Annotated in this window: 21 protein-coding genes, 1 tRNA gene and 1 pseudogene; 12 read left to right on the top strand and 11 right to left on the bottom strand. The window is 64.5% G+C overall.

Annotation, left to right across the window (positions count from 1 at the left end; all coding sequences use genetic code 11):
* Nucleotides 1-144: 144 nt before the first annotated feature.
* Nucleotides 145-1,029, bottom strand: a complete 885-nt coding sequence (locus tag C489_RS15920; RefSeq protein WP_006432349.1) for a 3-hydroxyacyl-CoA dehydrogenase family protein — start codon at nucleotides 1,027-1,029, stop codon at nucleotides 145-147.
* 521 nt (nucleotides 1,030-1,550) lie between these two features.
* On the opposite strand from C489_RS15920, the gene C489_RS15925 reads away from it, so the two are divergent.
* Nucleotides 1,551-2,693 (top strand): thiolase family protein, encoded by a 1,143-nt coding sequence (locus tag C489_RS15925; protein WP_006432350.1) that lies wholly within the window; start codon nucleotides 1,551-1,553, stop codon nucleotides 2,691-2,693.
* Nucleotides 2,694-2,874: 181 nt separating this feature from the next.
* Here the strand turns inward: C489_RS15925 and C489_RS15930 are convergent, their stop codons facing one another.
* From C489_RS15930 to C489_RS15945, 4 genes are all read right to left on the bottom strand, one after another.
* Entirely contained in the window at nucleotides 2,875-4,014 is a 1,140-nt protein-coding gene (locus C489_RS15930; RefSeq protein WP_006432351.1) for an acyl-CoA dehydrogenase family protein, read from the bottom strand.
* 133 nt (nucleotides 4,015-4,147) lie between these two features.
* Nucleotides 4,148-5,722: a long-chain-fatty-acid--CoA ligase gene (locus C489_RS15935; RefSeq protein WP_006432352.1), complete on the bottom strand. Its 1,575-nt coding sequence runs from the start codon at nucleotides 5,720-5,722 to the stop codon at nucleotides 4,148-4,150.
* Between the two features lie 108 nt (nucleotides 5,723-5,830).
* Complete coding sequence (locus C489_RS15940; protein ID WP_006432353.1) at nucleotides 5,831-8,023, bottom strand: TRAP transporter permease; 2,193 nt, start codon at nucleotides 8,021-8,023, stop codon at nucleotides 5,831-5,833.
* A gap of 8 nt (nucleotides 8,024-8,031) precedes the next feature.
* A complete protein-coding gene (locus tag C489_RS15945) occupies nucleotides 8,032-9,108 on the bottom strand; it encodes a TAXI family TRAP transporter solute-binding subunit (protein WP_006432354.1) in 1,077 nt (358 codons plus the stop codon).
* A 259-nt stretch (nucleotides 9,109-9,367) separates the two neighbouring features.
* Between C489_RS15945 and C489_RS15950 the strand changes: the two genes are divergently transcribed.
* From C489_RS15950 to C489_RS15965, 4 genes are all read left to right on the top strand, one after another.
* Nucleotides 9,368-10,531, top strand: a complete 1,164-nt coding sequence (locus C489_RS15950; protein WP_006432355.1) for an acyl-CoA dehydrogenase family protein — start codon at nucleotides 9,368-9,370, stop codon at nucleotides 10,529-10,531.
* A gap of 188 nt (nucleotides 10,532-10,719) precedes the next feature.
* On the top strand, nucleotides 10,720-11,496 hold the full coding sequence (locus C489_RS15955; RefSeq protein ID WP_006432356.1) for an IclR family transcriptional regulator: 777 nt from the start codon (nucleotides 10,720-10,722) through the stop codon (nucleotides 11,494-11,496).
* 466 nt (nucleotides 11,497-11,962) lie between these two features.
* The gene (locus tag C489_RS15960) at nucleotides 11,963-12,361 is read left to right on the top strand and encodes a hypothetical protein (RefSeq protein WP_006432357.1); all 399 of its coding nucleotides are present in this window, start codon (nucleotides 11,963-11,965) and stop codon (nucleotides 12,359-12,361) included.
* Nucleotides 12,362-12,527: 166 nt separating this feature from the next.
* On the top strand, nucleotides 12,528-12,887 hold the full coding sequence (locus C489_RS15965; RefSeq protein ID WP_006432358.1) for a hypothetical protein: 360 nt from the start codon (nucleotides 12,528-12,530) through the stop codon (nucleotides 12,885-12,887).
* A gap of 167 nt (nucleotides 12,888-13,054) precedes the next feature.
* Here C489_RS15965 and C489_RS15970 read toward each other — a convergent pair.
* The 3 genes and pseudogenes from C489_RS15970 to C489_RS15980 form a co-directional block, all read right to left on the bottom strand.
* A pseudogene (locus C489_RS15970) lies at nucleotides 13,055-14,222 on the bottom strand (M20 family metallo-hydrolase).
* A 1,073-nt stretch (nucleotides 14,223-15,295) separates the two neighbouring features.
* Nucleotides 15,296-15,369: transfer RNA gene (locus tag C489_RS15975), tRNA-Ile, on the bottom strand.
* Nucleotides 15,370-15,446: 77 nt separating this feature from the next.
* Nucleotides 15,447-16,046 carry an FxsA family protein gene (locus C489_RS15980; protein WP_006432361.1) on the bottom strand — a complete coding sequence of 200 codons (600 nt, stop codon included), beginning with the start codon at nucleotides 16,044-16,046 and terminating at the stop codon, nucleotides 15,447-15,449.
* A 139-nt stretch (nucleotides 16,047-16,185) separates the two neighbouring features.
* On the opposite strand from C489_RS15980, the gene C489_RS15985 reads away from it, so the two are divergent.
* Together C489_RS15985 and C489_RS15990 are read left to right on the top strand one after the other, a co-directional pair.
* A complete protein-coding gene (locus C489_RS15985; RefSeq protein ID WP_006432362.1) occupies nucleotides 16,186-17,838 on the top strand; it encodes a DUF255 domain-containing protein in 1,653 nt (550 codons plus the stop codon).
* A gap of 81 nt (nucleotides 17,839-17,919) precedes the next feature.
* Entirely contained in the window at nucleotides 17,920-18,723 is an 804-nt protein-coding gene (locus C489_RS15990) for a TrmB family transcriptional regulator (RefSeq protein ID WP_006432363.1), read from the top strand.
* Here C489_RS15990 and mptA read toward each other — a convergent pair.
* Both mptA and C489_RS16000 read right to left on the bottom strand, forming a co-directional pair.
* On the bottom strand, nucleotides 18,720-19,646 hold the full coding sequence (gene mptA, locus C489_RS15995) for a GTP cyclohydrolase MptA (RefSeq protein WP_006432364.1): 927 nt from the start codon (nucleotides 19,644-19,646) through the stop codon (nucleotides 18,720-18,722). The two genes, C489_RS15990 and mptA, sit on opposite strands and share 4 nt — an antisense overlap.
* Before the next feature lie 244 nt (nucleotides 19,647-19,890).
* Nucleotides 19,891-20,094: a hypothetical protein gene (locus C489_RS16000; RefSeq protein WP_006432365.1), complete on the bottom strand. Its 204-nt coding sequence runs from the start codon at nucleotides 20,092-20,094 to the stop codon at nucleotides 19,891-19,893.
* Nucleotides 20,095-20,270: 176 nt separating this feature from the next.
* Here C489_RS16000 and C489_RS16005 point away from each other — a divergent pair, with 176 nt between their 5' ends.
* From C489_RS16005 to C489_RS16015, 3 genes are all read left to right on the top strand, one after another.
* On the top strand, nucleotides 20,271-21,191 hold the full coding sequence (locus tag C489_RS16005; RefSeq protein WP_006432366.1) for a nucleotidyltransferase domain-containing protein: 921 nt from the start codon (nucleotides 20,271-20,273) through the stop codon (nucleotides 21,189-21,191).
* A gap of 413 nt (nucleotides 21,192-21,604) precedes the next feature.
* Nucleotides 21,605-22,372, top strand: a complete 768-nt coding sequence (locus tag C489_RS16010; RefSeq protein WP_006432367.1) for a hypothetical protein — start codon at nucleotides 21,605-21,607, stop codon at nucleotides 22,370-22,372.
* Between the two features lie 126 nt (nucleotides 22,373-22,498).
* Nucleotides 22,499-23,167 carry a DsbA family oxidoreductase gene (locus tag C489_RS16015; RefSeq protein WP_006432368.1) on the top strand — a complete coding sequence of 223 codons (669 nt, stop codon included), beginning with the start codon at nucleotides 22,499-22,501 and terminating at the stop codon, nucleotides 23,165-23,167.
* An 11-nt stretch (nucleotides 23,168-23,178) separates the two neighbouring features.
* On the opposite strand, the gene C489_RS16020 is transcribed toward C489_RS16015, so the two are convergent.
* A complete protein-coding gene (locus tag C489_RS16020) occupies nucleotides 23,179-24,015 on the bottom strand; it encodes an NAD(+)/NADH kinase (protein WP_006432369.1) in 837 nt (278 codons plus the stop codon).
* 391 nt (nucleotides 24,016-24,406) lie between these two features.
* Here C489_RS16020 and C489_RS16025 point away from each other — a divergent pair, with 391 nt between their 5' ends.
* Together C489_RS16025 and C489_RS16030 are read left to right on the top strand one after the other, a co-directional pair.
* Nucleotides 24,407-24,646 carry an amphi-Trp domain-containing protein gene (locus C489_RS16025; protein WP_006432370.1) on the top strand — a complete coding sequence of 80 codons (240 nt, stop codon included), beginning with the start codon at nucleotides 24,407-24,409 and terminating at the stop codon, nucleotides 24,644-24,646.
* A 1-nt stretch (nucleotide 24,647) separates the two neighbouring features.
* Nucleotides 24,648-25,010, top strand: a complete 363-nt coding sequence (locus C489_RS16030; RefSeq protein WP_006432371.1) for a hypothetical protein — start codon at nucleotides 24,648-24,650, stop codon at nucleotides 25,008-25,010.
* The last annotated feature ends 49 nt before the right edge of the window (nucleotides 25,011-25,059 follow it).

Raw genomic sequence — 25,059 nt, forward strand, 5'->3', positions numbered from 1 at the left:
TCCGCTGCGGTCGGTGACCGAGTCGAAAATGGCCCCGTCGTTTTCCCACGTGCGCCCCCGGGGCCGCCGCCCGAGCGATCGGACGGTACCTGAAAAGACGAGCGGAACCGAAACAAGCGCCGCGCCTAACTAGTAGGGGTCGGACTACTCGTCGCCCCACTCGCCGCTCATTCCGACGCGTTCGCCGTCCTCCCAGACGTAGTAGCCCTCGCCGGTCTTCTTGCCGAGGTTGCCCGCGCGGACCTTCCGGCGCAGGGACTGGGGCGGCTTGAACCGCTCGCCCAGTTCCTCGCGGAGGTGTTCGGCGATGTGCAGGCGCACGTCCAGCCCGACATGGTCGGTCAGCTCGAGCGGCCCCATCGGGTGCCCGTAGCCAATTTCCATCCCCTCGTCGATGTCTGCCGGGCTGGCGACGCCCTGCTCGACCATCCGGATCGCCTCGAGGCCGAGCGCGAGGCCGAGTCTCGAGGTGGCGAAACCGGCCGTATCACGCACGACCACGTCCTCTTTCTCGATGCCCCGGACGTAGTCGACGGCGAACTTCTCGGTGCGATCGTCGGTCTGCTCGGCGATGACGATTTCGACGAGGTCCATGATGTGGGGCGGGTTGAAGAAGTGCAGTCCCACCGCTCGTTCGGGCTGGTCGAGGACGCTCGCCATCTCGGTCACCGACAGCGAGGAGGTGTTCGAGGCGATAACGGTGTCCTCGCTCGCGGCGGCTTCGATGTCCGCGAACACGTCCTGCTTGAGGTCCATATCCTCCGGGACGGCCTCGACGACGAGGGCCGCGTTGTCGACCGCCGCCTCGAGGTCCGTCGTCCCCTCGATGCGCTCTAAGGCCGCTTCCATCTCCGATTCGGTGAGCTTGTCCCGGTCGACGCCGCCCTGAAGGTTCTCGCGGATCCCCTCGATGCCGTCCTCGACGAACTCCTCCTCGATGTCCCGCAGGACGACATCGTGGCCCGCCATCGCGGAGACCTGTGCGATTCCGTGTCCCATACTCCCGGCTCCGAGGACTGCGATTTGCATGTGCGAACCCACAGACGAAGCGATCAAAAGCGTTCCCTTTCGGACGATGTCCCAGCGCCGTCTCGAGTGACGACGGTCCGAAACGCAGTCTTCTCGGACCATCCGGCGTGCGCTGTCGATCACGTTCGAACGGTAGTGAGAACGGATCGACGACGGTGCGCGAGGTCTTCGCGAACATGAGAGCGAAGGCGTGGGAGACGCGGAGCGTCTCCCTATGGACGAGGACCGCAGCAACTGCGAGGACCGCAGTCGGGTGGGGAGGACGTGGCGCTGTGCCGGGCGGGACTGAAAGGGGCGAGCGGGCTCGAGGAAGGCGGCTGACGTACGCACCGCAGGCCGGCGGCCGATGAGCGAAGCGAGTTCCCCGACTCGAGCCCTCTCGGGGCTTTCTGGGCACCTCTTTTCTACCCGTGTGTAGCACCTGTCTGCTCACGACGGTGAAATGCTGCGTCTGTAACCCGAGGATCGGATCGCGAGGAACGGAGCTACTTTAGTTCAGGAGCGCGAGTCACTCAGTAGCAATGAGCGATCGCCAGCCAGTTATCGTCCAGGCAGTCCGAACTCCCCAGGGAAAACACGGCGGCGTCTACGCCGAGACCGGCAGCGAGGAACTGTCGGTCCCGCTCGTCGACGCGATGCTCGAGCGAACCGGCCTCGCGGGCGAGGCCGTCGACGACATCCGGTGGGGCTGTGCCAAGCAGGTCAACGAGCAGAGCAACAACATTGCCCGGGTGATCGCCCTCTTGTCGGATCTCGGCGAAGGCGTCCCCGGAACCACCATCGACCGGCTCTGTGCCTCCTCGGCCGAGGCTATCATGAGCGCAAGCGACGCCATTCGAGCGGGCCAGCGCGAGGTCATCGTCGCCGGCGGCGTCGAGAACATGTCCCGCAACGAGCGCCGAAAGGAGATCGACTCCTACGCGGGCATCGCCGAGCAGTACGACGCGGCTGGCCTCGCGATGGGCCAGACCGCCGAGAAGGTCGCCCGCGAGTACGACATCTCCCGCGAGGCCCAAGACGAGTACGGTGCCCGGAGCCAGCAACGCGCCTGCGAGGCCACCGAGGCGGGCAAGTTCGACGAGGAGATCGTCCCCATCGAGACTTCCGAGGGCACAATCACCGAGGACGAGGGGCTCCGACCCGGCACGACCGCGGAGAAAATCGCCGGCCTCCCGCCCGCGTTTCAGGAGGACGGTACCGTCACCGCCGCCAACGCCTCGCAGGTCTCCGACGGCGCTGCGGGCGTCCTGATCACGAGCCGCGAATTCGCCGAGGAGCGGGACCTCGAGATCATGGCCGAAATCGAGGATCACAACGTCGCCGGCGTCGACCCCACGGTGATGGGCATCGGTCCGGTGCCGGCGGTGCGAGGCATCTGGGAGCGAAACGGCCGCGATGCCGACGACTACGACCTCGTGGAACTCAACGAGGCCTTCGCCAGCCAGACGCTCTACTGCCGGGACGAACTCGGCTTCGACGACGAGACGTTCAACGTCAACGGCGGCGCGATCGCAATCGGCCACCCGCTTGGGGCCTCCGGCGCTCGTCTTCCGGTGACGCTGATCCACGAACTCCAGCGCCGGGGCGGCGGCCTCGGCCTCTCGACGATGTGTGTCGGCTATGGTCAAGGTGCTGCCGTCGAACTCCGCGTCCCGGAGCAGTAGGCGAGTACCGCTCTGTTCGCGTCTCGAGCTATCTTCGTCGTTGGTCTCGCGACTACTCGAGAGCGGACTCGAGTGGATTTCACGCTTCAGACACCCGTCTCACGAGACGGGTCTTGAAACGGACTGGAAAGAGCTGTGAAAACTGCAGAGAAGAGATCGATCTACGCTGTGGCGTGCCCGCTCAGAGGATCTGGTCGGCGATGATGTTCTTCTGGATCTCGCTGGTGCCCTCGTAGATCTTCGTGATGCGAGCGTCACGGTAGTAGCGCTCGGCGGGGTAGTCCGTGACGTAGCCCGAGCCGCCGTGGACCTGAATGCCCTCGTCGGCGACTTCGACCGAAATCTCGCTCGCGAAGTACTTCGCCATGCTCGAGTACTGTGCGGCGATGTCCTGGTTTTCCTGCTCGACTTGGGTCGCGGCGCGGTAGGTCAGCGAGCGGGCGGCCTCGACCTTGGTGGCCATCTCGGCGATCTTGTGCTGGATGGCCTGGAACTCGGAGATCTTCTGGTCGAACTGCTCGCGCTGGTTGGCGTACTCGATGGCGGCGTCAAGCGCGCCCTGTGCGGCACCGACGGCCTGCGCGGCGACGTTGGCACGACCGGCGGCGAAGAACTCCATCAGCTGGTAGAAGCCCTTGTCGACCTCGCCGATGACGTTCTCCTCGGGAATGCGGACGTCGTCGATGACGACCTCCGCGAGGTCGGAGGCGCGGATCCCGAGCTTGTTGTTGATCTTGTCGGTCGTGATGCCGTCCCAGTCCATCTCGACGAGGAAGGCGGTGATGCCCTTGTGGCCCTCGCCGGGGCTCGTCTTGGCCATGAGGACGCCGACGTCGGCGACGGTCCCGTTGGTGATCCACATCTTGTTGCCGTTGGCGACGTACTCGTCGCCGTCCTTCTCGGCGACCGTCTCGATGCCGGCGACGTTCGAGCCGTGTGCGGGCTCGGAGATCATCGACACCGACGCGATTTCGCCGTTGGCGATCTTGGGCAACCACTCCTCTTTCATCCACTCGTCGCCGAACTCCATGATCATGTTCGAGCCGAAGCCGGCGCTGCCGATCGCGGAGCCGATTCCCGGATCCGCGCGCCAGAGTTCCTCGGTGACGATGGTACTGGCGATCTTATCCATCCCGGCACCGCCGTACTCGAGCGGGATACTCGGCGCGACGAAGTCGTACTCGGCGGCCTTCCGGCGAAGGTCCTCGGGATACTTGCCTTCTCGGTCGTGTTCTTCGGCGACCGGAACCATCTCGTTTTCACCGAATTCGCGGACGGCCTCACGGATCGCCTCGTGCTCGGCTGACAGCTGGAATGCCATATCGTTTGCTTGGTGTCGTCTTACAAAGTAGCTTCGGATATGCTCGAAATTTGTTTTTGTTAATATCCCGTCGAACGGCCCGTAAGCATGGAAACGAACGGATCGCGAGAGATCGAGCGGCGCGCGCTCGCGATTACTCGCCGACGTCGTCGGCGTCGTCGCCGCGAAGTTCGAACTTCTGGACCTTCCCCGTCGTCGTTCGCGGGAGTTCCTGAACGAACTCGACCTTGCGGGGGTGTTTGTACTCCGCGAGATTGGTCAGGCAGTACTGCTTGATGTCCTCGGGCGTCGCCTCGGCGTCGGGCGTGGTCACGACGAACGCTTTGACGGTCTCGCCGCGGCGCTCGTCCGGCACCCCGACGACGGCGGCGTCGGCGACGTCCTCGTGCTCGAAGAGCAACTCTTCGACCTCGCGCGGATAGACGTTGTAGCCGCCCGTGACGATCATGTGCTTCTCCCGGTCGACGACGTAGAAGAAGTTATCCTCGTCCCAGTAGCCGATGTCGCCGGTGTGGAACCAGCGCTTGCCGTCCTCGTCGGTAAAGGCCTCCTCGTTGGCCTCGGGCAGGCCGTAGTACTCCTTCATCACGTTCGGCCCGTGGATGACGAGTTCGCCCGTGATCTCGTGGATCGCCGCTTCCTCCTCGTCGATCGGCCCCTCCTCGACGCGCGGGACCTCGTCGAAGTCCTCGTCAACGATCTTCGCCTCGACGCCCTCGAGGGGCCGGCCGATGCTGCCCTTCCGCCGGGCGTCGTTCGTGTTGGCGTGGGTGACCGGACTCGTCTCGGTCAGGCCGTAGCCCTCGTTGAGCTGAACGCCCCAGAGCGATTCGAACCGGTTTAAGACCTCGACCGGCAGGCTCGAGCCGCCGGAGTTGGCGAAGCGAAGCGCCTCGAACTCGTAGCTCTCGGCGTCGGGCTGGTTGATCATGTCGTTGAACATCGCGGGAACGGCGAACATGATCGTGATGTCGTCGTTCTCGAGCTGGTCCATCACCGTTGGAGCGTCCCACTCGGGGACGGGGTAGTAGGTGCCGCCGCTGTACATCGCGCCGTTCATCACGACGGACATGCCGTAGATGTGGAACAGCGGGAGCGTGCCGATGAGTCGGTCGGAGGCCTGAAAGCCGCCTGGCGGCACGCTCGCGTTGGCCCGCGTCGTAAAGGCGAGGTTGTGGTGGGTCAACAGCACGCCCTTCGGCGTCCCGGTCGTCCCCGACGTGTACGGCTGGACCGCGACATCGTCGTCCGCGCGGTCGACGGTCTCCTTGGTCTCCTCGGCGAGGAACTCGTCGAACGCCGTCGCGCTGTCGACGTCCGCGCCCACGCTAACGATCTGTTCGACGTCGGTGTCGTCCTGTACCTCGAGGACGTTCGGCACCAGATCAGCCAGCGCGACGACGGCTTTCGCCCCGCTGTCGCCGAGCATGTGGCGGATCTCGCGGGCCTTGTACTGCGGGTTCATCGGGACGATGATCCCGCCGGCACGCAGGGTGCCGTAGAACGCCGTCACGAACTGGGGCAGGTTCGGCAGGTAGATCCCGACGCGGTCACCCTCGCCGATGCCGCGGTCCTCGAGCGCCTGCGCGAACTGTCCGGCTCGCGTCCAGAACTCCTCGTAGCTCAGTTCTGCGCCGTCGTAGGCGATCGCAGCCGAATCCGGGTTCGCATCGACCGTCCCGCCGACGTCCCGCACGAGATTTGTCATACCTTGTGTATGGTCGTCTGAGGCCCACAAAAGGATTGTTACTCATCGATCCAATTTATTTCGGTTGTTCGAGAAAACGGGCGGCCAGTCCGGCGGAGAGGGCCGCGATCAGTCGGTGGTCGACGTCGTCTCGATATCGGCCTCCGAACCCTCTTTGGTCGGCATCTCGTAACCGACGACGAAGCGGGCGTGGAGCAACACGCCGACGATGGCGGCCGCGGCGACGACCTGGATCGCGACGTGGGCGAGCGATCCGAACATCGCACAGAACGCAGCGGCGATGTAGAGGCCCCGAACCGGTGCCGAGAGGTCTCGAGCCCCGTCGAAGCCGATCGTCGCGACGATCAGGGCGACGGTACCGGCGAGTACCGTGGGGAACGCGAGCAACGTCTCGCTCGACCAGTAGATGAGGCTCTCGTTCGCGATGAACGCGTAGGGGATGACGAACCCGGGCGCGCCCAGTCGGAGCGCCTGCTTGGCCGACTGGAGGAAGCCCGCGCCCGCGATCCGCGCCCCGATCGCGACCGAGATCGCGACCGGCGGCGTGATCGCCGACAGCATCGCGAAGTAGAACACGAACATATGCGTCGCGATGTCTGGGGTCCCCAGTTCGGTGATCGGTTTCGCGACCAGGATGGCCACGAGGATGTACGCCGCGGGCGTCGGCATCCCCAGCCCGAACAGAATGCTGGCGATCATCGCGAGGAACAACACGACGAACAGCCCGCCGCCGAACCCGAGCAGGCTCACGTCGCCGAGGCTGACGATCGACGTCGCGACGCGGGCCGTCAGCCCCGTTCCCTCGAGCAGTTCGACGATCACGCCCATAGCTGCGAGGACGCCGACGAGCGGTGCCATGTCGGTCCCGCCCTGCTTGAACCCGTCGAAGGTCTGCTTAACCGTCGCGGCGAGGTTCCCGAGCGGGTCGTCACCCCGTATTTCCCGTCCGAAGACCTCCGCCGTCACTTCGTCGGAGCCGACGTCGAAGACGCCGACCACGAAGTTTCGGACGAACATCACGCCGACGATCGCGAAGATCGTGTTCATGCCCGACGACAGTGGCGTGTACCGGAGATAGACGAGCGTATACAGGAGGACGCCCATCGGGATCGCGAAGTGGAGTCCGTTGAGGAGGAGCCGCCACCTGAACGACGTGAGGTCGTTCGAGATCCAGCCGAACTTGAGGATCGTGAAGTGGACGGCGAGACAGACGCTGAAGTAGAACAGCGCTGCCGGAATGACGCCCGCCCTGACGATATCCAGGTACGGGACCTGAATGATGTCGGCCATCAGGAACGCGGCGACGCCCATCACCGGCGGCAGCATCTGGCCGCCCGCGGAGGCGACCGCCTCGATCGAGGCGGCGATATCGTCGTCGACGCCCTGGTCCTTGATCATCGGGATGGTGAAGCTGCCGGTCGTCGCGGTGTTGGCCGCCGCGCTGCCGGTGATCGAGCCCATGATCATACTCGAGATGACGGCGATCTGGACGACGCCGGTCCGGAGGCTCGTCCCGAGCTCTTCGCCCACCTCGCGGACGAATTCCATTAGGCCGAACGCCTTCGCGATCCCGGCGAACATGATGAAGATCGCGACCCACGTCGATCCGATCCCCATCATCGTACCGTCGTAGACGCCGCTGAGCGCGATCGCACCGTTCTCGGCGATCTGCTCCCAGCTCTGGCCCGAGTGCTGGAAGACGCCGAACAGCCGCGGGCCAACCGCGGTGTGTGCGTACGCGATCGCCGCGACGGCGACGGCCGCGATCGTGGTACCGAACGCCCGACGGGTCGTGTCGACCGCCATCGCGATCAACACCACGCCGACGACGTGGTCGGCGGTGGTGTAACCGAGGATGTACGCTTCCCCGTCGAGTCGGCTGAAGTTCGTGTAGACGTGGTACATCGTGTACAGCGCCGCGAGGGCGAGGACGAGGGCGACGTACGGATCGACTCGCTTCCAGACGCGTCGCGCTCGCTCGAGCGCACCGTCGGCGCTCTCGCCGGCCGATGCGGACGTCGCTGCGTCGTCCTCGACATCGACGCCGGCGGCCTCGTCGGTGAGCTGCTGATAGACGTAGTCGAGGTAGTACAGCGTGATCCCCATGCCGAAAAAGAGGATCATGTATCGTTTGTCCCGGACTACCCAGCGCGGTTCCTCGACGAGGCCGGTAAGGGGCCAGCCGCCCACGAGGGACACGGCGTACAGGACTGTGTATCCCGTCAGGATGACTCCCAGTGCGTACACGAGGGCTCCGAGGGCTAACTCGGGGAGACCGCGATCGGAGTATGTTTCGGACATTGATTCCGTTAGTTACCGCCGGCGGCGATGAAGAACCACGGCAGATCGTAGAAGTGGACGATCTGTGCCATATCGAAGCCGAGTTCGCTGTAGGAACCGGCTCCGTCTTGAACCTCCTGTGCCGACCAGTTCTGGATGTACACCATCTCGGCGTCCTCCTGGTCGAGCGCACCGAGGTTCGCCTCGGTCCCCTCGCTCGTCTGGGCTTCGACGAATATGTCGCTGGTCGCGTTGTTGACGGCACTGGCCATCCCCTGGTTGGCGGTGTAGGCCGTCGTCGTCGACGTCGACGTCCGCATCCGGACATCCGTGTCGCCGGTCGCGCCGCCGCTCGTACTGCCGCCGGCGCGCTCGAACTCGTCGCTCCAGACGCCGATCTCCTCGTAGAAGTCCGCCGCGGCGTCGTGGAAGGGGACGCCGTCGTACATGTTCTCCACCCAGAAGTCGTCTTCCTCGTGGGTCGCCAGCAGGCCGGCGTACTCCGCCAGTTCCGATTTCTGTTCGTACAGCGTCTCGAGGAACGTATAGACCGTGTCGTACTCGAGGTCGGCCCGGGAGACGAAGTTGTACGCGAACGTCGGCGTGGGGACCTCCTCCGGGGCGTCGACGTTCTCGATCTGGCCCGTCTCGGCAGGCTGGATCAGCAGCCGGTCGTCGTCGTTCCAGGCCTGTTCGGTCTCGTCGCTCACGTCGAGGACGCGGAGGTTGTCGACCGTACTTGCCGTCTGCTGGAGCCAGCTGGGCGTGATCGAGAAGTTCATCAGCGTCCCGACGCCGACGTCGAGCTGGTTCTCGTTGATCGCGTTGCCTTGCTCGCTGTAGCTCGTACTCACGCGGTCATAGCCGTCGGTCGCGTGATCGAGCGCACGCTCGAGCGCCGGAGCCGTTCCGGAGCCGCTTGGCGTCGGTGACACCGACGTGTTCTCGTTGATGTCCGATAGGGTCTCGAGGTTCTGGTTGCCGCCGCCGCCGCTCGACTGACCGCCGATACAGCCGGCGAGTGCAGTCGCGCTTCCGACGCCGGCTGCTGCGAGGAGTGATCGTCGAGTCGTGTCCTTGGAGATGTTAGTTCGCTCTTCCACCATGAGACGCCCCTTCATACTTAGCTATTATAATCCTTCCGCTCTCTCGTGAGATCGCATGCCGGGCGTTCGAATCAATATCCACGATATACTCGCTCCGATGGAAGCAAACGGGACGGCTCCAATTGACGGGAGGTAGCCTCACCTCCTGTCGGTTCCGTCCGTGCATCAGAAACGACGGTTCGACGTCGGATTATGCGCCTATCTGCCGCTTGATAATCCGTACCGCAACGCCTATTGCACCCTTGCCGAAGTATGACGTATGCTGGATTTTGTTCAGCTCGAGGAAGACCTCGACCAAGAAGAGCGGATGATCCGGGACACCGCCCGGGAGTTCGTCGAAGAGCACGTCAAACCCGACATCGGCGACCACTTCGAGGCGGGAACCTTCCCGAAGGAACTCATCCCGAAGATGGGTGAACTCGGTTTCTACGCCCCCAACCTCGAGGGCTACGGCTCGCCGAACGTCTCCGAGACGGCCTACGGCCTGTTGATGCAGGAACTCGAGGCGGGCGACTCGGGGCTGCGCTCGATGGCGTCGGTCCAGGGCGCGCTGGTGATGTATCCGATTCACGCCTACGGGAGCGAGGAGCAGAAAGAGGAGTGGCTGCCGGACATGGGGCGGGGCGAGGCGATCGGTTGCTTCGGTCTCACCGAACCCGAACACGGCTCGAACCCGTCGGCGATGGAGACCCGCGCCGAGCGCGACGGCGACGGTTACGTCCTCAATGGCGCGAAGACGTGGATCACGAACTCGCCGATCGCCGACGTGGCCATCGTCTGGGCGCGCGACAAGTCGGCCGATGACGACCCCGTTCGCGGGTTCCTCGTCGAGACCGACCGCGACGGCGTCTCGACCAACAAGATCGACGACAAGCTCTCGCTGCGAGCCTCGATCACGGGCGAAATCGGGCTGAACGACGTCCACGTGCCCGAGGAGAACGTCCTTCCGGGCGTCGAGGGCATGAAGGGCCCGCTCTCCTGTCTCACGCAGGCCCGCTACGGCATCGCCTGGGGCGCGGTCGGCGCTGCCCGGGACTGCTTCGAGGAGGCCCGCCAGTACGCCAAGGACCGCGACCAGTTCGGCGGCCCGATCGGCCGGTTCCAGCTCCAACAGCGCAAGCTCGCGGAGATGGGCACCCAGATCACGCTGGCCCAATTGCTTGCCTACCGCCTCGCGGAGCTCAAGGAACGCGGCGACATGCGGCCACAGCACGTCTCGATGTCGAAGCGAAACAACGTCCGCATGGCGCGCAATCAGTCCCGCATCGCCCGCGAGATGCTCGGCGGGAACGGCATCACGACGGACTACTCCCCGATGCGGCACATGGCCAACCTCGAGACGGTCTACACCTACGAGGGGACCCACGACATCCACACGCTCGTCCTCGGCGAGGAGTTCACCGGCATTCCCGCCTACCAGTAACGACGCGATCCGGCAGCCCGTCTTCGCTTCTCGGCTTCTCTCTGCGTCTCTTCGCGGTTTCCGCTCGGGGATCGACTCGAGGCCCGCCCTCGCCGACACCGGTCCGGATTTGCAACGTCCGTTCCACTAAGTGATGTCCCCGTCCCAGTATCCGGAACATTGATTGCGACGTGTGAATATCATCGTATATGGATACGGATCGGGACGAAACCGAGGTCGACGCCGACGCCGTAGGCGTCTCGACGACTCGGAAAACGTTCGCGCTCCTCGAGGCGCTCAAAGCCGAGGAGGGCGTCACGATCGCGGACCTCACGGAGCGGACCGACCTCCCGAAGAGCACCGTCTACCGACACCTGCAAACGCTTACCGATCTGGGCTACGTGATCGAGCGCGACGGGAACTACTACGTCGGGTTCCGTTTCGTCGAACTCGGCGAACAAGCCCGGTCCCGAAACGTGGGATACACGGCCGCCAAGCGCGCGGTGTTCGAACTCGGACAGGAGACCGACGAACGAGCGGTGTTCATCGTCGAAGAGGACAACGAGGCCGTCTACGTCCACCGCTATGGCAGCCTCTCGAACACGATGCTCGGCCAGCGACGGCCGCTGCACTCGATGGCCTCGGGAAAACTCATTCTCGCGGAGTGGGACGACGAGGCGGTCCGCGAGTATATCGACGAGGTCGGCCTCGAGCGGATCACGTCGAACACGATTACCGACTCCGACGCGCTGTTTTCGGAACTCGAGTCGATCCGCGAGCGCGGGTACGCGGTGAACAATCAGGAACACATGGACGGGCTCCGCGGTGTCGCCGTCCCCGTCTACACGCCCGACGACGAGTTCCTCGGTTCGCTGGCCGTCTTCGGGCCGACCAGCCGATTCACGGACGAGTACGTCCACGACGATCTCCCGACGCGACTCCGGGACAAGGCGGGCGAGATCAGAGTCACGCTCGCATACGGTTGATGTGTCGAAATCGAAGCGGCTGCCGAAACCGGTCGACTGACTGTGCGTATTCGCTGATCGGCGACTAAACCGTCCGTCGGAACCCGTATTTTACTGGATGAAACGCCGGCCGGCCGACGGCATCTTACAGGGAAAATACGGATAGATATTCGTAGTCGCTCCCTCAAATCGGGAGTGATATTCCAATATCCAGGCCGTATCTCCCGGAGAACGGATAGACTCTCCTTCTCATCGAAACGACGTTCCTCGGCTTCCGAAACGATTAGTTCAGTGTCCGACCGACAAACCGATTGGGTCCGGAACCAACACTTCACTGTCCCGTTCGGATGGCGGATCTCGAGAACGGAGACGACGAGCTCGAGAACCATACCAGTCCCACTACTGCGACGGAATTCTATGCCCACTATACAGCACGGAACCGCCGGTTGGACGAGGGTTTATCAATCAAACCGCGGCCAACAGGGGTATGTCGGATCACTCCCGGCGATCGCGACGAACAGTTCTTCGAACGCTCGGTGTGCTCGGGGCGGGTACGCTCGCCACGCCGGCTGCAGCCGGCGCGAGCACCGGCAACTCGTCCGAACGACCCGACGCTGCGATCGACGACGAACTCGACGGCACCGATCTGTACGTCGGGGTCGTCGACCGTATCGTCGACGACGAACACGTCGTTCTCCTGCTCGAGGACGGCGAGGCGGTTGTCGACCAGCTCGTGCTTCCGGTCGATCGCTTCGAGGCGATCGCGGCGAATGACATCCTGTTGACCGCCGTCGTTGACGGCGAGCTACGTGCGCACCGATACGTCCCGGCGAAGCCGAACGGGTGTCCCGACCCCGACTTCGAACGCCTCTCGGCCGACGGCTGAGTTAAACGCCGGAGAACACCGGCCGAAACGAACCCCGTGAACGGCCCTCCGGCGGCCGTTTACAGCCGGTGTCGTCGCCGTCGATATCGATGGTGTGAACCCCTCACAGTGCCCGGAAACAGCAAGTCAAAGGCGTAATGCTCGCAGTCCACTCCGTCCGAATACGATGGTGGAAACGTCCTCGATCGGAATCGGGTTGGACAGGCCGGGTACCACCAGCCTCCGCGCCGCGTTTTTCAGCGTCTGGTTCGTCGATCTCGTCGCGACGATTATGTTCTTCGTCGTCCCCTACGCGTACGAACTGAATCCGGTGACCGTGTTTCTGCACGAGCTCTTCGGACTCGCCGGCGTCGTCCTCGCTGCCGTTATCTACGCCGGCTTCGTGATCGCGATCGGCTACGTCCTTTCGCGGCCGTTCGATATCGCCTTCGTGGCCGCGACCGTCGTCCTGTATGCCGTCTTCGCGAGCAACAACGTCGTCCTCCTGGTCTCTCGCGAACCGCTGCTCACGCCGTTGATACCGTGAGTCCCCGTCCGAAACGAACTGTCGTCGCCTCCCAGTTCGGCTTTCGTTTCAGTCGTCTCGAACGTGATTCTCGTCGGGACGTTACGCTCTCCCTTACACACCTACGGCCGTATAATTTGCAAGGCTGATGGGACGACTCCGTCTCGACGGGACGGGGTACTCTCGGCTCACGCGTCGTCGGTCGCCAGCGCGAGCGCGGCCGACGCGAGGGTGTTCGCGGCGCTGTAACAGTCGTCCCAACTGGTGAACTCGTCTTCGGTGTGGCTCTTGCCATCCTCGCTGACGGCGAACACCATCCCGGCGTCACACACCTCGTTGGCGTGGGTCGCGTCGTGGACGCCNGAACGCTGCCGCCGCGCGTTCGACCGCGTTGACACAGCGATCGTCGAACGAGACCGGCTCGGCTCGCGCGCGATCCTCGTGGTCGTACGCGACGCCTTCGCGGTCGGCGGCCGCTGCCGCTTCTCGTTGCACGCGTTCCTCAGCGCGGTCGATTACGGCTGCCTCCGGATCGCGGAACCCGTAGCTGACGGTCACCTCGCCGGGAACGACGTTAATCGAATTTGGCTGTACGTCGACGGAACCGACGGTCCCGACGGTTCGTTCGCCGATCGCGTTCGGAATCCGACGCACCTGCGTAACGAGGTCCGACGCCGCGACGAGGGCGTCGCTGCGGCGGTGCATCGGCGTCGCACCCGAGTGGCTCGCCTCGCCCCGAAAGGTCACTTCGCCCCACGTGAGCCCGACGATACCGGTGACGACGCCGACGTCTGCGCCCGTCTCGTCGAGGGACGGCCCCTGTTCGATGTGGAGTTCGAGGTAGGAGTCGTACGCTTCGGCGGGCGCTGCCGGATGGTCCCCCTTGTACCCGATCCGCTCAAGTTCCGACTCTACGGTTTGCCCATTCTCGTCGGTCTTTGCGTACTCCGCCTCGAGGTCGAGCGCGCCGGCCCAGACGCCGCTGCCCTGTAAGACCGGCTGGAACCGCGATCCCTCCTCGTTCGTCCAGTTGACGATCTCGACGGGACGCTCGGTTTCCAGACCGCGGTCGTTCAGCGCGCGGACGAACTCCAGCGCGGCGACGACGCCCAACGCGCCGTCGTAGATCCCGCCGTTGGGCTGGGAGTCGAGGTGCGAGCCGACGAGCACGGGCTCGGTGCTCCGACGCCCCTCTCGGCGGCCGAATACGTTCCCCATCTCGTCGATCCGGACGGAGAGTCCGGCGTCCTTGAGTTGCGTTACGAACCAGTCGCGGACTGCTTTGTCCTCGTCGCTCAGTGTCACTCGATGGAGGCCACCGTTGTCAGTACCCCCGATTTCGGCCTGTTCCCGCATCGTCTCTACGAACCGATCGCGCTCGAGCGTGATTGTCACACACGACATGACAACTGGCCCCCAAATGAACGTTGGCAGAAAAGTTGCGCGTTCTACATTTATGGTTCGAATTGTTTCGACTGTCTCGAGGAGAGCCATCTGATCGAGTACGTTCTGTTGTGGATTCGATCGATAGATATCGATACAAGTGAACTTCTACGGTCGTTCTGAGATCGGTAGACTGGTGTGCTTAAACAGTGCAAAATATGGTATATTGTAGGTCCTATCGATATACGTATATAGAAAACAGGGCTACCATTCTCGAATTTCGTCTCTCGAGATCGGAACTGTCATCGATGGACCCTCGTCTGAACGAGTTGCTGTCTCGAGGCGATATCTCGAATTGGACCAAACCTGTTTAGTGGTCAAAACCGGAGATAAACGTCTTTCACTCAGACTCTGTCATCAAATACAGTGTTTCTGTGGTAGGAAAACACATCTGTGGCGTACGACCGGTTCCACTGGTCATCTGCTGGACGCATGAATGACCACGTCTCACGCGAGTCGGAGTGACCGATCTCGCGGGCTTTCGATTGCACTCGTTTTCCAATTGGATCGTGAATTCTGCAACTAGTGACCACCAACTATGTCTAACCTGAGTTGTATCTAATAGTGATATATCTGTGCGAATTGGACGACTCTAGTTCTATACTGAGCTCCACTAGGTGTGTAATAGCGAGTTGATCAGTCTGCCCGATCGGGTTAGCAACGACTACGAACCGGACCAGACGGTCTCGAGTGTCCACGAACTGTTCCGAACCGAGATACTATCATCGGGTCCAAACTGGCTGCAGACGGCTCTACTGGCTGCGTTCGCGGGTGTCTATTAGCCTCCATCAACCCGTTATAGCCACAGCTACGCTTGGCTCACGGAGCAAGTCGCGGCAAAAGTATGGGGCCAACTCGGATTTGAACCACCTGAAGACGGTCTCACTCGCTTCGCTCGTGAGCATGCGTCTGCCGTAATTCTAATCCGAGTTGACTGCATTTCCGCTGCTCACGGCTCACTACGTTTGCATTGTTCGCAGCAAAAATGGGCCAACTCGGATTTGAACCGAGAGCCTCCACCTTATCAGAGTGGCGCTCAACCTAATTGAGCTATTGGCCCGCACTGCCTTCCTTCGCACTCGATAGTTGCTCGGTGGGACGTTTAAGCGTTTCTTTCTCTCGGACCCGTGCGAATCGCTACCGAGCGAGGGGGTCGTCGTCTCGCTCGTCGTCCGCGTCGTCCGTGCGCTCGTCGCCGAAGTCGATCGAGTAGGCGTCCTCGGAGCCCTCGCCGTCGACGGTGTAGGCGTCGTCGCCGAGGTCGTACGTCTCGCCGCCGCTCGAGTCGGAGTTCCCCTCCGCTGGGCCGTCGTTCGGGAAGCCGAACGTCCAGACCTGTCCGCTGGCGAACCCGCCCGTTTTCTTGTCCGCGTACGGGATGATCACGTAGCGCTTGAGCACGGCGCGGATCGGGATCCGCGTTATCGGAACGGCGAGCAGGAACCCGATGGCGTCGGTGACGAGCCCGGGAGTGAGCAGGAACGCGCCGGCGGCGATCAGGAGCCCGCCGTCGAGCAGTTCGTTGGTCGGCGGCTTGCCCTCGGCCATCGTCCGCTGCATCTTTCGTATCGTCCGCCGGCCTTCGGCGCGGACGAGGAGCATGCCGATCAGGCCCGTCAGGACGACGAGCAGGATCATCCCGACCCAGCTCAGAAAGTTAAACTGGGTGACGACGACCGCGAGTAACACGGCGTCGAGAAACGGAATGAGCAACAGCGCGAAGATCCACCGGAGCATAGTCCGATATAGTCGCCGAACGGTGAAAATCTTTTACTCTCGTTCCAGCAACGGAATCGCGCCGCCTCGAGGTCGGAGCCGAGCGGGTCGTGGCCTACGCGAACGAAGGGCTTACCCTCGCAACGTCCGTCGGTCCGGTATGGACGATACGACCCGCGTCGAGTGGCGCGACTGGGGACCGGAGGCCTTCGACGACGCCGCGGCGGCCGACCGCCCCGTCTTGCTCTCGCTGACCGCGACGTGGTGTGATCACTGCCACGAGATGGACGAGGAGACGTATTCCGAGCCCCGCATCGCGGCCAACCTCAACGATAGCTTCGTTCCCGTGCGGGTCGACGTGGACCGCCATCCGCGGGTCCGCGATCGGTACAACATGGGCGGCTTTCCGTCGACGGTCTTTCTGGCACCCGACGGGAGGGTCCTGACCGGCGCGGGCTACCTCGGCCCCGACGGGATGCGGCAGGTCCTCGACAGCGTCCGAACCATGTGGGAGACGAAAGGCAGCGATGCGGCCCGGGTTCCGCGCCCGCTCCGGGAAGACAACCCGCCCGCGGGCGAGCTGACCGCCGAGATCGAGCAGGGCATGCTCGGCCACCTCACCGACACCTACGACGAGACCACCGGCGGCTGGGGAGAGACCCCGAAGTTCCCGCTGCCCGACGCCCTCGAGTTTGCGCTCAAGCGGGACCGAGAGATGGCGCTGCGCTCGTATGACGCGGTCGGCGCGAACCTGTTAGACGAGTACGACGGTGGGTTCTATCGCTTCGCCACCGACCGCGACTGGTCGGGACTCCAACGCGAGAAGCTACTGGATTCCAACGGCGCGCTCGTGCGCGCGTTCGCCAACGCCTACCTCCACACCGGGAAAGACGAGTACCGAACCCCCGCGGAGCGCACGGTCGAGTTCCTGACGACGACGCTGTGGAACGATGAGGCTGACGCCTTCGCGAACAGTCAGGCACCCGGCGAGGACGACGCGTACAGCCTCGATGCGACCGATCGAGCGGCCGCCGCCGAGCCGCCGGTCGACGAAGGCGTCTTCGCCGGCCCGAACGCGCTGGCGATCGAGGGGCTGCTCACGTACTACGCCTATACCGACGACGAGCGCGCTCGCCGGTACGCCGAACGCGCGCTGGCGACGCTCCGCGAGGACCTGCTCGACGAGGAGGGGATCGTCGCCCACGCACGCGAGGAGGCCGTCGAACGCGACGCCGACGGCGACGCGATTCCGCTCCTCACGAATCAGGCGCGTGCGCTCGCGGCGCTGACGACGGCTGCCAGCACCCTTGAGCCCGACGCGATCGCGGATGCGACGGCCGTCGCGGAGGCGACGATCGACCGGCTCCACGACGAGGACTCGTTCCTCGACGGGCCCGCCGAGGGCGTCGGCCTCTGTGATCGCCCGCTGCGACCGCTCGACGCGAACGTCGCGTTCGCCGACGCGCTCATCGATCTGGCGGTCCTCACCGGTGACGACCGCTACCGCGACTTCGCGCGGGAGACCCTCGAGGCCTTTGCCGGAGCCAGCGACCGATTCGGCGTCCAGATCGCCCGCTACGCGACGGCCGTCTCCCGGCTGCTCGAGGGGCCGCTGGTGATCCGGGTCGCCGCCGATCCCGGCTCGGACCTCCACCGCGCGGCGCTCCGGCTCGCGGACCACGAGAAGGTCGTCGTCCCCGACGCGGACGACCTCGAGCCGGGGACCGCACGGGTCGAACGCGGCGACCACGTGTCGGCTCCGGCCGAAACTCCCGACGAGTTGAGTGAACGGGTTCAGACGATTCACGGCTGATACTCGGTCCCTACCGGTCGAACCCGTCTAATCGCCAAACTACCACAGTGTTTATGTTTCTCCAGTGGGTTGCGTTCCCACATGGCTACTCTCAGGGATCTCGGGCTCTCCGAGTACGAGGCTCGAGCCTATCGTTCGCTGCTGACCACCGGCCCCACAACGGCCAAGGAGTTGTCGCGGGCGAGCGACGTGCCGATGGGGCGGATCTACGACGTGCTCAATAGCATCGAACAGTACAACCTCGTGCGCAGCCAGACCGCGAGCCGGCCGAAGAAATACGTCGCCGTCGAACCCTCGACGGCCCTCGATCGGCTGCTCGAGGACAAGAAACGCGAACTCGAGGAGAAGGCCGACCAGTACGAGTCGATCGTCGACGATCTGTCCGACGAGCTCGACGCGGCCGAACCGGTCGAAGAACAGTTCTGGACCGCCGCCGTCGGCCCCGAGGAGACGATGGACCTGCTCTTGGAGCGGCTGGCGGCCGCCGACCGCGATATCGTGATGGTATCCTCCCACCCCTCCCCGCAGTGGGACATGCAAGCGGTCAGCGAGGAGATCACCGCCCAACTCGAGGACGCGATCGGCCGCGGCGTCTCCGTCAAACTCCTGATGACCCGCGAGATGGTCGCCGCGATGTCCGAGGAGGTGGGCAAGCGCTACCGGGAGACCTTACAGCAACTCGACGACTTCGAGGTTCGCACGAACGACGACGTGACGGGCTCGTTCAACATCATCGACGGCGTCGAGATCTGCATTCAGGTGCCGAACCCACTCACCTCGGGCGAGGCCTTCGGTATGATCGATCTCAAGGACCCCGAGTTCGCGGCGAACGTCCGCGAGGAGTTCGTCCCGCGGTGGGAGGAAGCGGAACCGCTCGAATTTTAGTCGGCGACTTCGTCGCGCAGCGTCCCCATTTCCACGACGCGCTCGGCGTGGGCGTTGTGCTGGTGGATCGACTCGTCGTTGGACTGGCTCATCGTGATCACCGCGTCGTCATCGAGGTGGTCGAACTCGTCGACGACGCCCTCGGCTAACGCGCGCACGCAGTCCTCGACGAACTTCGCGTCGGCGTGGGCCGCGTAGGTCATGTGGTCCTCGTCGGGCCGCTTGGCGAGGTTGTAGATCCGGGCGCTCATCGAGTCCCGGGCGATGTCGATGATGTCGTTCAGATCGACCGACGGATCGCCGCCCGCTTCGACGGTTAGCGTCGCATGACCGCGCTGGGAGTGACCCGGCTGTGGCACCTCATCGAGGAACGCCGTGATCGTCTCCTCTTCGACGCCCAAGTCCTCGAGGGTCTGTTTTGCGCGGGCGGTCGACATTCCCTGTGAGCACGGACAGACGGTCATGCCGGTGACTCGCGCGCCGATCTCCTCGCGAGTGCCCTCCTCGGTCGCCGTCGCCGAGGCCACGATGTCGACGGTGTGTTGGGTCTCGCGGTCGCTTGCCGGCGTCTGCTCGCGGCGCATGAACTCGGCCTCCATCGAAACCTCCGCCTTCGAGGTGTAGTCGTGGCGCTCGAGCAGCCGTTCGGCGGCCTCGCCACAGACCTCTTCGACCTGATAGGCCTCCTCGCGGGTCGCGTCCTCGAGAATTTCGTCGATGACCTCCATGTTGCGACTCATGTCCGCGCCCTTGCGCCAGCCGGGGAGGTCGACGAAGACTTCGAACTCGGCGGTGAGGACGATCGGTCGCTTGCCCTCGCGGGCGATTTTGACGAGCTTGTCGACGCCGGTGACGCCGACCTGACTCAGGCCGACGGTCACGTCAGGGGACGCCGCCTGCACGTCCGGTAACTGATGACTCATTGGCCGCATTCAGGGCAGCGGGCGATTCAACCTTTCGGAACCAGTAGTCGTCGGCCCGGCGAGGATCGGCCCTCGACACCGCCTCGAGCGAGCCGTCGTTTCTTTAAGTACCTCTGGTCACAAGGTAGAGCTATGACGGGAGGACAGTCGTTCTGCGGTCAGTAACTCACAGCCGATAGTCGCGTCGCCGTCTTTTCGGTTCCCGGTCGATCGGCAGACGGGCCAGTCCCAGCGACCGGCGGAGTCACGACCCGCACGAGTCACCGAAGAGCCGTTTCATCGCTTCCCACGCGAGAGCGAGTCCGAACAGGAAGAGGAACGTTGCGCCCACCCCAGTCACAACCCCGTCCGTGACACGGCGTGCGAGGAAGACGGCGAGTCCGGCGAGAAGCACCCGCGAAATCCGGTTTCGGTCCCACTCGAGCAGTGCGGATCGGAGGGCGGACATTATCTCACAGGTGTGTGGGGTCGCATATCAGTCTGGGGCGATACAGCGAGTTTCGGGCTGCCGACAGCGTCCGCTCTGCTCCGTTCTTTAAGTGCCTCTGGTCACAAGGTGAAGCTACGAAGGGCATTCGTCACCCGGCCTTCTCGGGTTTCATTCTCTCCCCTCGAGCCACAGCTATGTCTTCCGTTCCGACCCACGTCCACGAGACCGTCGACGATCACCTCGCGGCGATCGAACACGAGCACGACATCGCGGTCGCGCTAGCGGTCGCCCGCGGGAGCCACGCGTGGGGCGCGGCGAGTCCCGACAGCGATTACGACGTGGGCTTCGTCTTCGCGCCCACCGATCTGCGGCGCTACGCCCACCTCGAGGGGCCGCCCGAGACCCTCGTCGACGACCGCGGCGAATTCGAGTATCAGGGCTGGGACGTCCGGACCTTCGCGCGCCTGCTCGCCGACTCGAACGACGGGGCGCTCGACCTGCTGCGGAGTCCGATCCGCTACCGGCGCGCGTACGACCCCGCCGACCTCGCGGCCTACGTCGAACGCGCGTACAACCCGATCGACCTCTATCACGCGTGGCGCGGGATCGCGACGAGCAACTACCGCAAGTACGTCTCGCACCATCTGGTCAGTACTGACGACGAACTCTTTCCGATTCTCGAGTCGGGCGATGGGGCGTACACCGTCGAAACCGACGACGGGACGATGACGGTTCCCGCAGACGACGACCGATTCAGCGAGACCCAGACCAAGCCGACCGTGAAGCGAAACCTGACGATCTGTCGGGCGGCCATGTCCGCCTACTACCTCAAAGCGACCGGTGAACGCGGCGCACACGACCTGCCCGCGCTCGAGTTCGAGACCTTCCTGTGCGAGCAAGCCCCCGCGTCCTTCGACGCCGACCGGATCGACCGCGCTCGCGAGTTGCTCGAGCGGAAACGGGCGGGCGAGGGCGCGACCGAGATCGGCGATGCCGTCGGTCGTGACTTCGCTCATCCACCGAAAGCGATCGATCCCGCCACTCACGCTCGAGACGGCCCGGATACCGATCGATTGGACGACTTCATCGACGAACTGGTCGCCGCGGTCCGATAGCTCGTGCCGGCGTCGCTCCTTTAAGTGTCTCTGGTCACAAGATGTAGCTACGACGGGAGAACGGTTCCTTCCCGACTGTGTCTCGACCGGATAGCGACGCCGCTCGCGATACCAGCGGTCGAGCGCCTATCTCCACACGGCGCGCTCGCTGTTTCGACCGGTCGCTCACTGAGCCGGCGTATCGGTCGCGACGGACGCCGATTGACTCGAGCGCTCGTTCTTTAAGTGTCTCTGGTCACAAGGTGAAGCTACGAAGGGCTTTTCGCGGACCACTCACATCGAATACCGAGCGATAGCGCCCGGTACTGATCGACGCGGTTCGTCCGAGACGTGTTAGAAAGGCTGTCTGTCCGTCGAACTGGTGCACTGAAAGGAGCGAGCCTTTTTCACTCTCCCCCTCCGAGCGACAGACGATGCAAGACGACGGTGCCGACCCTGGTCCAGATTCCGAGCGAGCCGCGGCCGCGGACGGTATCGACCCCGAGTCCGGCGGCGAGCGCCGCCTCGAGACCCGTCCCGGGTCCGGCTCGCTCTCTCGAGCGGACGTCCAGCGCGATTCGACGGTCCGCCAGTGGGGCGTCGTCACGCCGAGCGCGACGGTCATCGGCCGCGCGGAATCGCCCGACGCGGACCTCTCCGAGAGCGTCCGTCGCCTCCACGACGAACAGCACGCGGCGACGCCGGGCTACAGCGAGCGCGCCCACCACCTCGACCGCCTGCGAACCACGCAGGCGCTGTGTAACGCCCTCGAGGTGACGCCGTGGCAGCGCGATCTCGCGCTCGGCGTGATGGACGAGATCGACCTCACCGAGTTCGGGAGCCAGCGCGCGATCGAGAAGGTCGCGCTGGTGGTGATCCGCCACGTCGTCGACGTCGACCGCCAGCAGTACTTCGGGTTGGACGACATCGACGCACAGGAACTCTCTGCGGACCGGATGGACGAACTGTTCGGGCAGTACCGCGCTCACGACATCACCGACGAGGAGACCTTCCAGCGACTCGCGGCCGATTACGGGCTGGATACGACGAGCCTGAACCGGCTGCGCCGCGTGCTCAAGTCACAACTCGAGGACGAACTGCCGGCCTACGGGCGCAACCCTTACCGCGATCCGAACCTGCCGGACGTGACGGACGCGGATACCGACGCCGCCGACGCGCCGGCGACTGGATCGGAGAGCTAACGGGCGACGGCCGCGGGTCTGTCCCTTTTTCCCGCCGGCCGGACCGGGTCCGCACCTCGTCTCGAGCCACGGCACGTCGGCTGCCGGTGACCGGCGACTTTTCCGGCACGGGTTCCTAGCGGTGCTATGGTTGACGCAGACACCGGATCGACGACGGAGACGACCGATCGCATCGAAATTTACGCCGACTACGTCTGCCCGTTTTGCTACTTGGGGACGCGCTCGCTCGAGCAGTACCGCGAGGGGCGCGACGAGCCGCTGACCGTCGAGTGGCACCCCTTCGACCTGCGACACGGGAAGCGGAACCCCGACGGGTCGATCGACCAGGAGGTCGACGACGGGAAAGACGACCAGTACTACGAGCAGGCCAGACAGAACGTCCGCCGGCTCCAAGAGGAGTACGGCGTCGAGATGGCCCACGAAATGGCGTCCGATGTGGACTCGTTCAACGCACAGGTCGCGTCGTGGTACGTCAAGCAGGAATACCCCGAGCAGTGGGCCGCGTTCGACGAGGCGATCTACACGGCGCTGTGGCAGGACGAACGCGACATCGGCGACGTCGACGTGCTGGCCGACCTCGCTGACGACATCGATCTGCCGACCGACGAGATCCGCGACGCGGTCGCCGACGAGGGTATCCAGACGGAACTCGAGGATCTGTTCACCGAAGCACAGCAGAAGGGAGTTACCGGCGTTCCGACCTTCCTCTCGGACGGCCACGTCGCCCGCGGCGCGGTCCCGCCGGAGCACTTAGAACGACTCGTCGAGGGCGACGGCTCCGGCGGGCGTCGGTAGACGCGGCCGACTCACTCGAGTTTGTCGAGGCCGTCGAAGAAATTCGCCTGCGGCCCGGCGAGCGTAACCGATTCGCTCGCGAGCGAGACCGAGACCGCCGCCGGCGGCTCGAGGCGCTGGCGGTTGCGCCCGTCGCTGATCGCGTACGCGGTGTCGGTCCCGGTGACGGTGAGTGTTACTTCGGTGTCCGGTTCGACCACCAGCGGCGGCATCGCCTCGGTCGCGGCCATCTGCGTGACGACGAGCGCGTCGGCCGTCGGGTGCAGCAGCGGCCCGCCCTCGCTCAGGTTGTATGCGGTCGACCCCGTCGGCGTGGCCACGAGCACGCCGTCGGCGTGGCTCTCGGCGTACCGTTGGCCGTCGACGTCGATTTCGATAGTCGCCCCGCCGCCGTGTCCCCGCCGTGGGCCGTGGATGACGATTTCGTTGAGTGCGGGCTCGAGCGTCCAGTCCCCGTCGACGCCGGTCGCCTGCAGTCGCGATAGCTCTCGACCCTCGACGGTCCCCGTTCGATCGAGGTCCGTCACGAGATCGGTGACGACGCCGAGCGCATCCGCGGGCGCGACGGCGTTGAGAAAGCCCACTTCGCCGAGATTGACCCCGAGGATCGGCGTCGAGCCGACTTCGCGGGCGACGAACAACAGCGTCCCGTCGCCGCCGATGCTCACGACGAGGTCCCGACCGGCCATCGCGGCGACCGAGACGGGGGTCGCCCCGACCGCCTCGCCGGTGGCCTCGTCGACCACGACGCTCGCCCCCTCGCGCTCGAGGGCGTCGACGAGGCTGGCGGCGAGTTCCTGTGCACGCTCGTTGTCACGTTGGGCGACGATGCCGACGGCGACGTCCATCGTCGGCGGCTACCCGCCCCGTCGTCAAAAAGCCACGCTTGTCCGGCGAGCGCCAGCGCGGCTCTCGGGCGGGTCGACGCCGGAGACGGACCTCCCGTGCCGGCCCTCGAGTCACGAGGGTACCGTCTCCGTCCCGCCACCGGCCCGGCTGGACGACTTCCGCGAGACCGGTCTACCGCTCGAGACCCGGACGGTCCGTCACGCGAACCGCTCCGGGAGACGAACCCGTCCGAACTCACGGGGGTAATGTATCAACAAAGATACTTTTGATCGAATCGCATCATCCTCTTTTCGGTCAATCGAGCGTTACAGTACGATTCCATCGAGTAAGAGCGACGTATCGACATGTTCAGGCTCCATACTTTTGCGGGTAGGTGTCCGATAGTCGTGTATGGCCCAACGGACGACAGCCGACGAAACGCTGCCGCGAGAGGAACTCGCCGCGTACCTCCAAGAGCTCGCGACGGAGTTCGATGGCGAGAGCGAGGAGGTCTCGATCAGGGTCGGGAACAAGAACGTGTCGCTCAACCCACCCCACAACATCGACGTCTCGGTCGAGACCGTCGAGCGCTCCTCGATGCTCCGTGGGAACCGTGAGACAGTCGAGATCGAACTGAGCTGGAAACCCTAACATGGCCGCCGCGGACTCCATCCTGATCTTCGTCCTGAGTTTACTGGTCGGAACGATCGGGATCCTGGCAGGCGCGCGGCTGGTGCTAGACAGGGACGCGAGCTTCGTGAACGCGGCGGTGACCGCGCTCATCGGCGCGGCCGCGTGGGCGATCACGAGCTTCTTCGTCGGATGGGTCCCCATCCTCGGCGTCCTGTTGATGCTGGTCATCTGGGTCGGCGTCATCAACTGGCGGTATCCCGGCGGCTGGGGCTCGGCGGCCGCGATCGGGTTCGTCGCGTGGATCGTCGCGGTCGGGATCCTCTACGCGCTCGCCGTGGTCGGCTTCGTCACCCCCGACGCGCTCGGCATTCCGGGCGTCTGAGCCCGTCGCCGGTATTCCCGCACCGAAAGAACGTGGGCAACTGCTTTTG

It is taken from the genome of Natrinema versiforme JCM 10478 (assembly GCF_000337195.1).
Taxonomy (GTDB): domain Archaea; phylum Halobacteriota; class Halobacteria; order Halobacteriales; family Natrialbaceae; genus Natrinema; species Natrinema versiforme.

Coding starts and splice junctions, on each gene's coding strand:
- C489_RS15920 (WP_006432349.1), bottom strand. CDS start 1,029: ATGCAAATCGCAGTCCTCGGAGCCGGGAGTATGGGACACGGAATCGCA.
- C489_RS15925 (WP_006432350.1), top strand. CDS start 1,551: ATGAGCGATCGCCAGCCAGTTATCGTCCAGGCAGTCCGAACTCCCCAG.
- C489_RS15930 (WP_006432351.1), bottom strand. CDS start 4,014: ATGGCATTCCAGCTGTCAGCCGAGCACGAGGCGATCCGTGAGGCCGTC.
- C489_RS15935 (WP_006432352.1), bottom strand. CDS start 5,722: ATGACAAATCTCGTGCGGGACGTCGGCGGGACGGTCGATGCGAACCCG.
- C489_RS15940 (WP_006432353.1), bottom strand. CDS start 8,023: ATGTCCGAAACATACTCCGATCGCGGTCTCCCCGAGTTAGCCCTCGGA.
- C489_RS15945 (WP_006432354.1), bottom strand. CDS start 9,108: ATGGTGGAAGAGCGAACTAACATCTCCAAGGACACGACTCGACGATCA.
- C489_RS15950 (WP_006432355.1), top strand. CDS start 9,368: ATGCTGGATTTTGTTCAGCTCGAGGAAGACCTCGACCAAGAAGAGCGG.
- C489_RS15955 (WP_006432356.1), top strand. CDS start 10,720: ATGGATACGGATCGGGACGAAACCGAGGTCGACGCCGACGCCGTAGGC.
- C489_RS15960 (WP_006432357.1), top strand. CDS start 11,963: ATGTCGGATCACTCCCGGCGATCGCGACGAACAGTTCTTCGAACGCTC.
- C489_RS15965 (WP_006432358.1), top strand. CDS start 12,528: ATGGTGGAAACGTCCTCGATCGGAATCGGGTTGGACAGGCCGGGTACC.
- C489_RS15980 (WP_006432361.1), bottom strand. CDS start 16,046: ATGCTCCGGTGGATCTTCGCGCTGTTGCTCATTCCGTTTCTCGACGCC.
- C489_RS15985 (WP_006432362.1), top strand. CDS start 16,186: ATGGACGATACGACCCGCGTCGAGTGGCGCGACTGGGGACCGGAGGCC.
- C489_RS15990 (WP_006432363.1), top strand. CDS start 17,920: ATGGCTACTCTCAGGGATCTCGGGCTCTCCGAGTACGAGGCTCGAGCC.
- mptA (WP_006432364.1), bottom strand. CDS start 19,646: ATGAGTCATCAGTTACCGGACGTGCAGGCGGCGTCCCCTGACGTGACC.
- C489_RS16000 (WP_006432365.1), bottom strand. CDS start 20,094: ATGTCCGCCCTCCGATCCGCACTGCTCGAGTGGGACCGAAACCGGATT.
- C489_RS16005 (WP_006432366.1), top strand. CDS start 20,271: ATGTCTTCCGTTCCGACCCACGTCCACGAGACCGTCGACGATCACCTC.
- C489_RS16010 (WP_006432367.1), top strand. CDS start 21,605: ATGCAAGACGACGGTGCCGACCCTGGTCCAGATTCCGAGCGAGCCGCG.
- C489_RS16015 (WP_006432368.1), top strand. CDS start 22,499: ATGGTTGACGCAGACACCGGATCGACGACGGAGACGACCGATCGCATC.
- C489_RS16020 (WP_006432369.1), bottom strand. CDS start 24,015: ATGGACGTCGCCGTCGGCATCGTCGCCCAACGTGACAACGAGCGTGCA.
- C489_RS16025 (WP_006432370.1), top strand. CDS start 24,407: ATGGCCCAACGGACGACAGCCGACGAAACGCTGCCGCGAGAGGAACTC.
- C489_RS16030 (WP_006432371.1), top strand. CDS start 24,648: ATGGCCGCCGCGGACTCCATCCTGATCTTCGTCCTGAGTTTACTGGTC.